14 protein-coding genes are annotated in these 12,265 nt (G+C 36.8%); 5 read left to right on the forward strand and 9 right to left on the reverse strand.

Features of this window, described 5'->3' with window-relative positions; genetic code table 11:
* Nucleotides 1-91 precede the first annotated feature (91 nt).
* Nucleotides 92-1,498, reverse strand: a complete 1,407-nt coding sequence (gene pepV / locus ACW0JX_RS22925; protein WP_001274237.1) for a dipeptidase PepV — start codon at nucleotides 1,496-1,498, stop codon at nucleotides 92-94.
* Nucleotides 1,499-1,855: 357 nt separating this feature from the next.
* On the opposite strand from pepV, the gene ACW0JX_RS22930 reads away from it, so the two are divergent.
* Complete coding sequence (locus tag ACW0JX_RS22930; protein ID WP_000805512.1) at nucleotides 1,856-2,077, forward strand: DeoR family transcriptional regulator; 222 nt, start codon at nucleotides 1,856-1,858, stop codon at nucleotides 2,075-2,077.
* 79 nt (nucleotides 2,078-2,156) lie between these two features.
* Here the strand turns inward: ACW0JX_RS22930 and ACW0JX_RS22935 are convergent, their stop codons facing one another.
* A complete protein-coding gene (locus ACW0JX_RS22935) occupies nucleotides 2,157-2,885 on the reverse strand; it encodes a pseudouridine synthase (RefSeq protein WP_001234948.1) in 729 nt (242 codons plus the stop codon).
* 41 nt (nucleotides 2,886-2,926) lie between these two features.
* Nucleotides 2,927-4,579 (reverse strand): putative polysaccharide biosynthesis protein, encoded by a 1,653-nt coding sequence (locus tag ACW0JX_RS22940; RefSeq protein WP_001284026.1) that lies wholly within the window; start codon nucleotides 4,577-4,579, stop codon nucleotides 2,927-2,929.
* A 294-nt stretch (nucleotides 4,580-4,873) separates the two neighbouring features.
* Between ACW0JX_RS22940 and ACW0JX_RS22945 the strand changes: the two genes are divergently transcribed.
* Nucleotides 4,874-6,145 (forward strand): BaiN/RdsA family NAD(P)/FAD-dependent oxidoreductase, encoded by a 1,272-nt coding sequence (locus ACW0JX_RS22945; RefSeq protein ID WP_078400688.1) that lies wholly within the window; start codon nucleotides 4,874-4,876, stop codon nucleotides 6,143-6,145.
* 242 nt (nucleotides 6,146-6,387) lie between these two features.
* Nucleotides 6,388-7,827, forward strand: a complete 1,440-nt coding sequence (locus tag ACW0JX_RS22950; protein WP_053563529.1) for an MDR family MFS transporter — start codon at nucleotides 6,388-6,390, stop codon at nucleotides 7,825-7,827.
* Nucleotides 7,828-7,857: 30 nt separating this feature from the next.
* Here the strand turns inward: ACW0JX_RS22950 and ACW0JX_RS22955 are convergent, their stop codons facing one another.
* Both ACW0JX_RS22955 and ACW0JX_RS22960 read right to left on the reverse strand, forming a co-directional pair.
* The gene (locus ACW0JX_RS22955; RefSeq protein ID WP_000098837.1) at nucleotides 7,858-8,181 is read right to left on the reverse strand and encodes an ArsR/SmtB family transcription factor; all 324 of its coding nucleotides are present in this window, start codon (nucleotides 8,179-8,181) and stop codon (nucleotides 7,858-7,860) included.
* Complete coding sequence (locus ACW0JX_RS22960; RefSeq protein WP_000437769.1) at nucleotides 8,182-8,613, reverse strand: SRPBCC family protein; 432 nt, start codon at nucleotides 8,611-8,613, stop codon at nucleotides 8,182-8,184.
* Nucleotides 8,614-9,034: 421 nt separating this feature from the next.
* Between ACW0JX_RS22960 and ACW0JX_RS22965 the strand changes: the two genes are divergently transcribed.
* Entirely contained in the window at nucleotides 9,035-9,262 is a 228-nt protein-coding gene (locus ACW0JX_RS22965; RefSeq protein ID WP_016080023.1) for a DUF3973 domain-containing protein, read from the forward strand.
* A 34-nt stretch (nucleotides 9,263-9,296) separates the two neighbouring features.
* Here ACW0JX_RS22965 and ACW0JX_RS22970 read toward each other — a convergent pair whose 3' ends face one another.
* On the reverse strand, nucleotides 9,297-9,479 hold the full coding sequence (locus tag ACW0JX_RS22970) for a sporulation protein Cse60 (RefSeq protein WP_000621751.1): 183 nt from the start codon (nucleotides 9,477-9,479) through the stop codon (nucleotides 9,297-9,299).
* A gap of 1 nt (nucleotide 9,480) precedes the next feature.
* Nucleotides 9,481-9,717, reverse strand: coding sequence for a DUF2553 family protein (locus ACW0JX_RS22975; RefSeq protein ID WP_000533806.1), 237 nt, complete (start codon nucleotides 9,715-9,717; stop codon nucleotides 9,481-9,483).
* A gap of 253 nt (nucleotides 9,718-9,970) precedes the next feature.
* Between ACW0JX_RS22975 and ACW0JX_RS22980 the strand changes: the two genes are divergently transcribed.
* Nucleotides 9,971-10,465 (forward strand): CarD family transcriptional regulator, encoded by a 495-nt coding sequence (locus ACW0JX_RS22980; protein WP_000451442.1) that lies wholly within the window; start codon nucleotides 9,971-9,973, stop codon nucleotides 10,463-10,465.
* 71 nt (nucleotides 10,466-10,536) lie between these two features.
* Here ACW0JX_RS22980 and ACW0JX_RS22985 read toward each other — a convergent pair whose 3' ends face one another.
* Both ACW0JX_RS22985 and glcU read right to left on the reverse strand, forming a co-directional pair.
* Nucleotides 10,537-11,322 (reverse strand): glucose 1-dehydrogenase, encoded by a 786-nt coding sequence (locus ACW0JX_RS22985; RefSeq protein WP_053563527.1) that lies wholly within the window; start codon nucleotides 11,320-11,322, stop codon nucleotides 10,537-10,539.
* A 13-nt stretch (nucleotides 11,323-11,335) separates the two neighbouring features.
* Nucleotides 11,336-12,193: a glucose uptake protein GlcU gene (gene glcU, locus ACW0JX_RS22990; RefSeq protein WP_000350865.1), complete on the reverse strand. Its 858-nt coding sequence runs from the start codon at nucleotides 12,191-12,193 to the stop codon at nucleotides 11,336-11,338.
* Nucleotides 12,194-12,265: the final 72 nt, after the last annotated feature.

Below are 12,265 nucleotides of genomic sequence, written 5' to 3' on the forward strand. Positions count from 1 at the left end.
CTTTTCTTTCTTATCTCATTCAATTAAAAAGAAGCCGCCCTCTAAAGTAGAGAGCGGTCATTATTCATATATCGGCGATTAAAGTTTCACTTTACTTCGCTAGTTCATGAATTGCTTGCGCATAAATTGCTGTTGCTTTTAATAAGTCTTCAATTTCAATGTACTCATCTTTTTGATGCGCAAGTTCTTCTTTTCCAGGGAATAGCGGTCCAAATGCCACACCAGCTTTTAATGAGCGAGCATAAGTACCTCCGCCGATTGCTAACAATTCAGCTTTTTCACCTGTTTGTTCCTCATATACACGTTGCAACGTACGAATTAACTCGTGATCTTTATCAACGTGATGCGGACGAGAGTTAGAATAGTCTGCTACTGCAAATCCATACGTACCTACATATTCTTTTAACTTTGCAATCATTTCTTCAAAGTTAGTCGTAACTGGGTAACGTACGTTTAATCCTAAATTACCACCATTCTCTTTCGTATAAGAAAGGCGACCAACATTCACTGTTAATGGACCGCTAATTTCATCTTTATAAGCAATAGTAGCTTTTTCACCAAAAATATCACCAGTAAATGTTTCTGTTGCAAATGTCGCAAATGCAGTTGCTTTTCCATCAAGTGAAACTGTAGTTAAGAAGTTTGCTAATAATAAACCTGCATTTTCTCCTTTTTCAGGAGTAGATCCGTGCGCTGAAATTCCTTCTATTTGCAACGTCACTGTATTGCCTTCTATAGTCGATTTCCCTATTTTTTTAGCAGTTTGTAAATACTCTTCATATGCTACTGTAAGTGCATTTACATCTTCTCCTGTAATAACCGCTTCTGCAAAATCAGGAACCATATTTAAACGACGCCCTGAATCAAATGAAACAAGTTCATATGTACCTTTTTTCTCTTCACTACCATTTTGCACAACTTGTATATCAGAAATTCCTTTTTCTGCATTAATAATTGGAAAGTCTGCATCTGGTGCAAAACCGATTGTTGGCATTTCTTCGTTTTTAAAGTAGTGATCTACACATTTCCAATTGCTTTCCTCATCTGTTCCTATAATCATACGAACACGTTTTGAAAGAGGTAAGCCTAATTCTTTCACAATTTTCATCGCATAATATGCTGCCATCGTTGGGCCTTTATCGTCAATTGCACCACGTGCAAAAATCTTTCCGTCGCGAATATCCGCACTATACGCAGGAGTCGTCCAGCCATCTCCTTCTGGTACAACATCAACGTGACAAAGAATACCTACTAACTCTTCTCCTTGTCCCATTTCAAGATGACCTGCATATCCTTCTAAATTTTTAGAAGCAAAACCTTCAGCTTCTCCTTTATGTAACATGAAAGATAGCGCTTTTTCTACACCTTCACCGAATGGTGCGCCTTCTTTCGCCGATTCTTCTTCCCATACACTTTTAATTTGTAAAAATTGTTGTGTATCACGAATTAAATCATCTTTTCGTTTTGCAACTTCTTCAGTCCAATTAATCGCTGACATCACGCATCCATCCTTCACTATATTATCTCTTTCATCATAGCAAACCGAAATCCCTTATGCCATACACGAAAACTAAATACCGAACAATTGTAATATTTCAGACATTTCTTATTAGTTTTTCTTTTATTTTTTCAAAAAAATTTGCAGGAATTTGGCGTTTTACGTAGAATTTTATGTGTTAGTTGACTGACCATATATACAATGTCAACTACCAATATTTTTCTATATAAATATTTGTTAAACTTTTGTAAAATTTAAGTAGATTAAAGCATGAATTTTATCATGTAGAGTACAATGGTAGTAACGACCTTCTTTCCTGAATGGGGTCAAAAAAACTAGTAGAGGAGTGGTTTTCTCTTGAAACCTACAACTACTCGTATGCTAACACGCATTAAATCAATTTATATGTACATCAATGAAAACGGAACGGTAACGACGAAAGACCTTGTAGATGAGTTCGGGATCACACCGCGAACGATACAACGTGATCTAAATGTGTTGCAGTTTAATGAACTCGTGTATAGCCCTTGCCGCGGTAAGTGGACAACAACAGGAAAGAAAGTGAGAATGACCTCATAACGAAAAATAATTGTATGTAAATAAATACATACCCCTTTCTAACTATTAGAAAGGGGTTTTTTCTGCACCTATAAAGGTACTACTTTTCAGTATCTACTTGATATGTTCTTAACATTTCTACTTCTTCATCTGTTAGCTCTCGGTATTGTCCAAGTTCTAGTTCTTCATCTAATACTAACGGACCCATCTCTGTTCTTTTTAGGTAGACTACTTTTTTCCCTACCGCTTCAAACATACGCTTCACTTGATGGAATTTCCCTTCCGTAATCACAAGCTCAATTTCAGAAATATCATCGCTTTTCAATATTGTAAGCGCACCGGGCTTTGTTTCATAGCCATCGTCTAAAATAACACCTTTAGCAAACTCTTTTACATCCTCTTCTGTTACTACTCCTGCAACGTGTGCATAATATTTTTTCGGCACATGCTTTTTCGGAGATAATAATTGATGTGATAACTTCCCATCATTTGTTATCAATAAGAAACCTTCCGTATCGATATCAAGTCGTCCAACTGGGAACGGATCAAAGATTGCATCTTCTAATTCTAATAAATCTATTACTGTTTCATGATTATCATCTTCCGTCGCTGAAATAACACCTTGTGGTTTATGCATCATTAAGTAAACAAACTCTTTGTATTCCACAACTTCACCGTGAATCATAACTTCTTGCTCTTCTACATTTACATGAACTTTCGCATCTTTTACTGGCGTTCCATCAATTTTCACAACGCCATCTTTCAATAATTTCTTTACTTCTTTTCTACTTCCATATCCCATATTCGCTAATAATTTATCTAATCTCACGTTTTTCACCTTCTTTATTTATCATAGAAAAGGGGACGTAATTACGCCCCTCTTGATTTCAACTTTATTTTAAATCTACTACCAAGTTTACGTTGAATTTTATCTAATGCTTCTCCGCCAAATACTCTTTCAAGTACTCCTGTGCGAATTGCTAACAATCCGTAAACAAGACCACCAATACCTGCACAAATCGCAACTGTTATAAGAGCACCAATACGGCCATCAGGCGAAATCATGAAGGATAGAAGCCATTGTGATAGTTTTACAGCAACGACCATTATAAGTGTCAGTACTGCAATTTGGAATGTTCTTTTATATACAACACCGAATGAATAGTGTGCGTATTTTTTAATTTGTCGATTTGTATACCAAACAGAAGCTAAGAAACCAACTGCGGTCGCTAGAATTGCTCCTACTGTACCGAAATAACGAATAAAGATTACGTTACATACAAATTTCAAAATAACACCCATAATAAGCGCGACAATCGCATGCTTTTGCTGATTAATCCCTTGAAGAATTGCCGCTGTTACTGTAAATAAAGCAAATAACAATGCAACTGGTGCATACCACATTAATACTTGTCCACCTAATGGATCTGAGTCATAGAAAGCAGTGTAAATTGGATATGCAAGTGTTGAAATACCGATAACTGCTGGCAATGTTAAAAACATATTTGCTTGGAATGTTTGTGTAATTTGTAATTTCAAATAGCGGTATTGTTTTTCAGTAAATGATTTTGTAATTGCTGGTACAAGCGTTAAACTAAACGCTGTTGCAAGTGATACAGGAATCATAATTAACTTATGCGTCCACATTGTGAAAATACCAAGCGCTCGCTCTGCGATATCACCTTGACCAATCGCCTGCATAATTGAGTTAAATGTCAATGTATCAATTTGTTGATATAAAGGAATTGTTAACCCAATTACAACGTAAGGAATCGCATATGCGAATAACTCTTTAAACAATTGAACGGTACTTACTGTTGATTCTGGTACAGTTTGTTCAATTAAATATTGATCCAAATATTTTTTACGTTTTAACCAGTACCAAATTAACACACCGAGTGCTCCAACCGCTGAAACGAACGCAGCAAACGTCGCTACTCCAACTGCTGTTGCAACTGTACCGCCAAGTACTTTAATAACGATAAAACTACCAGCTAATAAAAAGACGATACGAATAATTTGTTCAATAATTTGTGAAACGGTAGTTGGTCCCATAGACTGGTGACCTTGGAAATAACCACGAATTAAACTCGCTGCTGGTACAACAATAAGTGCGAAACTTACAAGACGAATGATCGTCGTAACTTCTCCTACATTATTGTGTATACTTTGTTTACCAAGCATCGCTTCTGCAAACAATGGCGCCGTCATGTACAGTACTAGGAACGAAAGAACTCCTGTTACTATCATCATAACCATTCCCGAGCGGAACATTCTCCGGCTCGTTTTATAATCGCCAAGCGCATTATATTTGGAAACAAATTTTGAAACAGCAAGCGGCACACCTGCCGTTGCGATACTTAAAAAGATCGTATATGGAATGTATCCATATGTATAGAGCGTTCCGCCTTCTGTGCCTACTAATGCATGAAACGGAAAGACGTAAATCATGCCTAAGAACTTTACTAAAAATGTCCCTAGCGTAACAATAAGCGTTCCGCGCAGAAATTTCGAATCGGACATACAAAAATCCTCCTACATCTACATAAAGTGAAACTATAATTAGTTGGAGACTTCTCTCCTACTCCTTATTAGTTGAACCATTCGAGCATTTACAGGCTAACAGACTCCCTATTTACTTCTCCTAAATCTTGAGGTTTTAGTCTTATCGCCTACAAATAGCAGGATAGTGCTGAACTCTAACTTTTGTATTGTACCACAATTCTCTCATTAAGCAGTACTTCACTCTATTTTTCTTTTAAGGGAAAACATGCTATTCTTTTAGGCAGGAAATGTAGAAAATGAGGTCGATATATTATGCATTATGATGTTATTGTCATCGGCGGCGGTCCTTCTGGGCTAATGGCTGCAATTGGTGCTGCAGAAGAAGGCGCAAATGTCTTACTTCTTGATAAAGGAAATAAACTTGGGCGTAAACTTGCGATTTCTGGTGGCGGACGCTGCAACGTAACAAACCGTCTACCACTTGATGAAATTGTTAAACATATACCAGGAAACGGTCGCTTCTTATACAGCGCTTTTTCTATTTTTAATAATGAAGATATTATTACATTCTTCGAAAATCTTGGTGTTAAATTGAAAGAAGAAGACCACGGTCGCATGTTCCCTGTGTCAAACAAAGCGCAATCTGTTGTAGACGCACTTTTAACACGATTAAAAAACTTAGGTGTAAAAATCCGTACAAATACACCTGTTGAAACGATTGAATATGAAAATGGTCAAACGAAAGCAGTTATACTGCAAACAGGCGAAGTGTTAGAAACAAATCACGTCGTTATCGCTGTTGGCGGAAAATCAGTTCCTCAAACTGGATCTACTGGAGACGGATACGCTTGGGCTGAAAAAGCAGGTCATACAATTACAGAATTATTCCCAACAGAAGTACCTATCCTGTCAAACGAGCCGTTTATACGTGATCGCTCATTACAAGGTCTTGCTTTACGTGATATAAACTTAAGCGTATTAAACCCGAAAGGAAAAGCTATCATTTCTCACAAAATGGACATGCTCTTCACTCATTTCGGCCTATCTGGTCCTGCTGCTCTTCGCTGTAGTCAATTCGTCGTGAAAGCACTTAAAAAGTTTAAAACGAATACAATACAAATGAGTATTGATGCATTGCCAGAGGAAAATAGTGAGCAATTATTTCAGCGCATGCTGAAACAAATGAAAGAAGATCCGAAAAAAGGAATTAAAAACGTTTTAAAAGGTTATGTCCCTGAACGTTACTTCCTATTCTTATTAGAAAAAAATGAAATTGACGGTAGTGAACAAGCTGGACAAGTTTCTCACGAAAAGATTCGTGCACTTGTGAAAGACTTTAAAGAGTTTACTGTGAATGTAAATGGTACGCAGTCAATTGAAAAAGCATTCGTTACTGGCGGAGGTGTATCCGTGAAAGAAATTAATCCGAAAGAAATGTCTTCTAAATTTACGAACGGCTTATATTTCTGCGGAGAAGTTCTTGATATTCACGGTTATACTGGTGGCTATAATATTACATCAGCCCTTGTTACTGGTAGAATTGCTGGAACGACTGCTGGAGAAAACGCGAAAATGCAATATTAAAAAAAGAAACAGGGATTCCTGTTTCTTTTTTAATATTGCCATGAAATCATTATCGGCGATTCCACAGATATATCAGCGATTCTGTAATTATATCGGCGATTTCTCAAATATATCGACTTACCGACAAGAAGCGATAAACATCTGCTCCATGTAACTTTCCATTGCTTTTTTGTTGCTTTATATACCTTAGTACCTTTATATTTTATATTGTTGAATATTTAAAAAGGGTAAGGGGAAAACAAATGAGAAAAAAAGTCATGATGTCTTTAATGTTAATGACGTTTCTTTCTGCGGTAGAAGGAACGATTGTTAGTACAGCAATCCCTCGTATAACGAGTGATTTGTCAGGCGTCGAACTTGTTAGTTGGGTATATGCAATTTATATGCTTGCAACAGCTGTTTCGACTCCAATATACGGAAAGCTCGCTGATTTATTCGGTCGTAAAAAGGTTTTACTGATCGGGGCTACAATCTTTTTAGTCGGTTCTGCACTTTGCGGAGTCGTTACATCGATGGAACAATTAATTTTCTTCCGCGCGCTTCAAGGTATCGGTGCTGGTGCTGTTATGCCAATCACAATGACGATTATTGGAGACTTATATAGCGAAGCGAAAGACCGCGCGAAAGCACAAGGTTGGATGAGTGCCGTTTGGGGTGTATCCGGTGTTATCGGACCGTTAGTAGGTGGATTTTTAGTTGATTCTCTTTCTTGGCGTTATATTTTCTTCTTAAACGTCCCATTCGGAATTATCGCTTGCTTAATGATTGTAATTTACTACAAAGAATCTATTAAACCTGCTAAACATCATATCGATTATCTTGGTGCAACAGTTTTTTCATTAAGTACAATCGCTCTACTATATGCATTATTAACAGGTAGCAGTAAGCAAAACTGGGGAGACATGACAATTATCGGCCTATTAATCTTTGCCGCTATTTCATTCATTATTTTCTTGTTCATCGAGAAAAAATCTCCGGAACCATTAATTCCGCTAGCACTTTTCTCTAACCGTACATTATCTACGATAAATATATTAACTCTTATTGCTGGCGCAATGATTATTAGTATTACAATGTACCTTCCAATTTGGAGTCAAGGTGTATTAGGGAAAAATGCAACAGAAGCTGGACTTATTTTAATGCCAATCCCTGTTATGTGGACATTTGGCGCTATTTTCTCTGGTAACTTAGTAGGCAAATTAAAAACGAAACAAATCATTTTACTTGGAGCTAGCATTTTATCAGTCGCTACGTTCTTATTATTTACACTATCAACCAATTCACCATCGTTCCTCATTTATATAGCAGTCGGATTATTCGGCTTAGGAATGGGGCTTGTGACACCGATTTACATGGTAACAATTCAAGCAGCCGTACCAGCTCATACACGCGGAACAGCTGTTGGTTTAAATACATTTATTAATACATTTAGTCAAACGTTAGGTGCTGCAATATTCGGTACAATCTTCAATACGATGATTCACGCACGTGGTATTAAAAATCTTGATCTTGTATCTGGTGGACATGGCGGTACTACAGCAAACGTAGTAACCGAATCACAATCCGCATTAGCATCAAGCGTACATGTCATTTATATGAGCACTTTCGTATTAGCAGTATTTACATTAATTATTGCTTGGCTTTTATTAAAGCCAGCTACACAAACAAGTGAGCAACAATAAAAAGGATGACCATTTTGGTCACCCTTTTTTTTATTCTTCATTCTCCACAATATGTTTCAGCATGGATAATTTATTATCCCAAAAACGTTCATAATACGAGAGCCACTGTTGTAATTCTTCTAATGGTTCTGGATGCAAACGATATATCTTCTCTCTTCCGCTTTTTCTTCCACTTACTAAATTCGCTTCCGAAAGAATATGAAGGTGCTTTACAACCGCAGTACGACTCATCGGAAAATGATCCGTTATTTTGGAAATCGGTAACTCTTTGTCACTTAATAACCGTATTACTTCTCGGCGGGTTGGATCAGCAATTGCTTGAAATACATCATATTTCGCTGCTGACGAGGACACTTAGCCTTCGACAACCTTTTTCAGTTTTTCATTTACAATCGCTACCCAACCACCGCTCATTCTATCGCGAATAATAGAGCTCTTCGCATTCGCTTTCGGAAGAATTTCATCAGGATGTTTCCAGCCGCCGTGAATTAACGTAAATTCTGTTTTGTTATCTCCTAAGTCTTTCAAATTAAATGAAACAACCCAGCCATCTGTATCCCATGAGAAAGATAAATGGTTTGGCTCATCAATTTCTAACACTTTACATGGTGATGGCCCAAATGGCGATTGCACATGAAATTCATGTCCTACCTCTAATACAAAATCATTTGGCATAAACCATGACGCAATCCCTTCTGCAGTTGATACTACACTCCATACCTTTTGAATAGACGCGTTAAAAACGATTGTTTGTTTAATATCATTTAATGTATTTTGTTGTTCCATGTTCATTCTCCTTTACTCGGCGTTATAACATAACACCTTTTGGTTACACTTCGATAATATAACACCTTTTAGTTTCATGTCAACGCTAATTCTTTTACTGTTGAGAAATTCTCAACATTTTTTCAACAGGACAAACACCCTCTTAGCATTTCCTCATAATATACTCACAAAGGCAATACAAAATAAAAACTTCTCTCAACATGAAACTCCATCATTCATATTGAAAGAAACGCCTTACTTATATCATGCGTACTTCGTCTCTCCTCCTTCCCTCAGGGACAATACGCGAGATATGACAAATCAGAAGGAATATGCCCACCATTTGAGTAGGTAGTTATTTCTCTTCTCCTCAACATTTCCTTAGGAGCGAAATGACTACCGACTCACTTTTTTCAAACAAAATAAAAAGGGGTTGAACGCTATGTTCTATTGTATTAACTGCTCTGATATTCATCATGAAAAACATCCAAATGATAAAGTATTCAAAAACGGTTTTTATATTGATCCATTTTTAGGTGATCGTTATCACCTTGGTATGTGTAAAGATGCCCAAAACCATGAAACAGGGGAGCCTCTTTTAACGACAAAGAAATTAGGCGCCCCCCAATCTATTATGAATGTATTACCGACACATGTTGTCCCAACATAAAGCATAAAAAAGAGCTGGCTCACCCAGCTCTTTTTTATGCTTTATAAACGATCATTGCTGAAAAACAATAAATTTGGTTTTCATCGTCGTTAATGGAAACACCAACTTGATACTTAATATCTACAAAGTTGCTATCATCAATCTTTTTCAAAAAAACATTTACAGCATCTTCCAAGTCTTTTTCGTGACTTTCATCAAATACTTTCACACGAATCATGTTAACACCGTCCTAGATCGCAGCCCTCCGCCGCTTGATTATTGCCACGGTGCGTATCTATGATGCGATAAAACTTTCCATTCTCATATATATATCCGTCTTCTAACACATATTCTTTATCTTCAGTATAGACATAAAACTTACCTATCATAAATTTACTCGTATATAATTCCAAATAATTTTGTCTAAATTTAGCTACAACTTTATTTGTAATATCAATTTTTATTGTGCGCCCCACCTTCTCTCCCTCCTTTGCAAAGAACGGATTTAGGTATATTGTATTAGCGCTTTTACATTTTATGCTTAAAAATAAGTGGATATGCCTTCTTTCTTCACCTGTACTATTTTTCTAAAAAAATCACGATAAATAAGGTCCCAAAAAAAACATAAAAAAGCACTTTATCTTATTGACTCGAATATAAATATTATGTTATTATATAAAATTTGACATTTTTACATACGTATGCTATCATTAAAAGTGGTTACCACATATGGAGGTGGATGATTTGTTTCAAATTGGTGATAAAATCGTTTATCCAATGCACGGTGCAGGAATCATTGAAGCAATTGAAGAGAAAGAAATATTAGGTACTTCACGTCAATATTGTGTGATACGCATCATTAGTAAAGATATGCAAGTAATGCTTCCGATGGATCAATTAAAAAAATCGGGTATTCGTTATATCGTTGATCGAGGTACGTTAGATGATATACTTCTTGAATTTCAAAACGGGGAGTCAGACCCATCACTCTCATGGAAACAAAGATATACAATGAATATGGAAAAAATGAAAAATGGCAATTTACAAGATAGCGCAGAAGTTGTTCGGGATTTACTTCGCCGCAATAAAGAGAGAGCATTAAATGCGAGCGAAAAACAAATGCTAGATAATGCACGAAAAATGATGATTAGCGAAGTCGCGCTCGTACAAAATGTTACTGAACATCAAGCAACAGAATTTCTTCAAGATACAATTAATCACTAAATTTAAAATAGCTGGCCGCTATTTTTTTTGTAAAAAAAGGACGAAGAGTTTTATCTCTTCGTCCTTTTATATTACCCACGCCCAGCTTGAAACGATGGATATAACGTCATTCCACCATCTGCAAATAGCGTAATGCCCGTTACATAACTCGCCTCTGAAGAAGCGAGCCAAGTTGCTACTGCTGCAATTTCTTCAGGGTTTCCAATATAGCCCATCGGTATCATACTTTCTACGTCAGCACGTTTTTTAGGATCAGCAAACTTTTCTGCATTAATCGGCGTATTAATTGCACCTGGTCCAATATTATTTACTCGAATACCTTTTGGCGCATATTCTAGCGCTAACGTTTCTGTCATCAGTTTAATCCCCCCCTTACTCGCTGCATAGTGCACGAATAGTGGCCACGGAATTTTCTCATGAACACTAGACATATTAATGACAGACCCTTTAATATCATGTTCTACAAAATATTTAATCGCTTCACGACTTCCTAAAAAAGCACCTGTTAAATTTGTATTAATTACCTTATTCCAATCTTCAAGTGGCATTTCATGCGACGGTACCGCGTTTTCTATCCCTGCATTATTAATCATAACGTCAAGCGTACCAAATTCTTTCACAGCAGATTGAATGAGATTCACAACATCTGATTCGACCGTGACATCACCTTTTACAGCAATCGCTTCTCCGCCTACCTTTTTAATTTCTTCTAACACATCATTTGCTTCTGATTCTCGTGAGCGATAATTAATAACCACTTTCGCTTTTTCCTTAGCAAACCTTACTCCCATCGCCCTACCAAGACCAGTTGCTGATCCTGTAATAACGACCACTTTTCCTTCTAAATCACTATACATTTCAATACCTCCTTTAACTTTTTGCTATACCTAACATAATTCCGGCTGCAATAATAAAAACGATACCGACAACGATACCCGTTAATTGGCGTTTCGTTTTCTTTTCACCTAATATAAGGATCCCACCAAGCGTGGAAATAATAATCCCCATTTGCGATAGCGAGAAACTTGTTGCGACTCCAACACGCGGCTGCGAAATGAATAAAAACATATTTCCAGCTGCCCAAATTAATCCTGGAATAATATTTCGGATTGCATATTTATTGAATGGATGATGTTTAAAGGTAAGCAAAATCCCTCCTAATACCATACCAACTGCTTGTGGTAATAAAGCTGACCAACCATCTACGTTAAATAGTCTAATCACTACTACGTAAACTAAATAACCGACTGTTGAAATTAATAAAATTATGATACCTCTTTTAAAATTTGCTGCTTGCTCTGCATTCTTTTCTTCTTCACTTTGAAGTGATGTTAAAATAACACCGACAATAATACAAACGAGCGCTAAAATCCCAAGGACGACCGATATTGTCGTGGACCATTCATGAAATACGATAACGCCAAATAAAGTCGTCGCAACTAATTGAAGTCCTGTTGAAATTGGCATCGTCCTCGAAACGCCCATTAAATCAATACTTTTCAATTGATTCGCCTGACCAAGCGCCCAAAATAAACCTGACACAACTCCAACCCCAATCACAGTAGGTGTTAATACTGGCTTCATAAAAATATAAACAACAATTGAGAAAATAAGTGCTCCAAACGTTGTTCCAAGCGTTTGACTATACGGTCCCCCGCCCAGTTTTACGTTAAATAACACAATACTCCCCCAAAATATAGCTGGTAAAATTGCTAAAAATATATCCATCGCCCATTACCTTTCTCTGTAAAATGTCATAAATTGAAACTTTAATCATCCCGCAAATAGCGGAATAAGTTA

The sequence above is a fragment of the Bacillus sp. C-3-6 genome (genome assembly GCF_054509685.1).

Excerpts from the sequence above, each read along its gene's own strand:
- ACW0JX_RS22950 (WP_053563529.1), top strand. The coding sequence starts at position 6,388 with ATGAGAAAAAAAGTCATGATGTCTTTAATGTTAATGACGTTTCTTTCT.
- pepV (WP_001274237.1), bottom strand. The coding sequence starts at position 1,498 with ATGTCAGCGATTAATTGGACTGAAGAAGTTGCAAAACGAAAAGATGAT.
- ACW0JX_RS22940 (WP_001284026.1), bottom strand. The coding sequence starts at position 4,579 with ATGTCCGATTCGAAATTTCTGCGCGGAACGCTTATTGTTACGCTAGGG.
- ACW0JX_RS22960 (WP_000437769.1), bottom strand. The coding sequence starts at position 8,613 with ATGGAACAACAAAATACATTAAATGATATTAAACAAACAATCGTTTTT.
- glcU (WP_000350865.1), bottom strand. The coding sequence starts at position 12,193 with ATGGATATATTTTTAGCAATTTTACCAGCTATATTTTGGGGGAGTATT.
- ACW0JX_RS22970 (WP_000621751.1), bottom strand. The coding sequence starts at position 9,479 with ATGATTCGTGTGAAAGTATTTGATGAAAGTCACGAAAAAGACTTGGAA.
- ACW0JX_RS22985 (WP_053563527.1), bottom strand. The coding sequence starts at position 11,322 with ATGTATAGTGATTTAGAAGGAAAAGTGGTCGTTATTACAGGATCAGCA.
- ACW0JX_RS22965 (WP_016080023.1), top strand. The coding sequence starts at position 9,035 with ATGTTCTATTGTATTAACTGCTCTGATATTCATCATGAAAAACATCCA.
- ACW0JX_RS22980 (WP_000451442.1), top strand. The coding sequence starts at position 9,971 with ATGGAGGTGGATGATTTGTTTCAAATTGGTGATAAAATCGTTTATCCA.
- ACW0JX_RS22945 (WP_078400688.1), top strand. The coding sequence starts at position 4,874 with ATGCATTATGATGTTATTGTCATCGGCGGCGGTCCTTCTGGGCTAATG.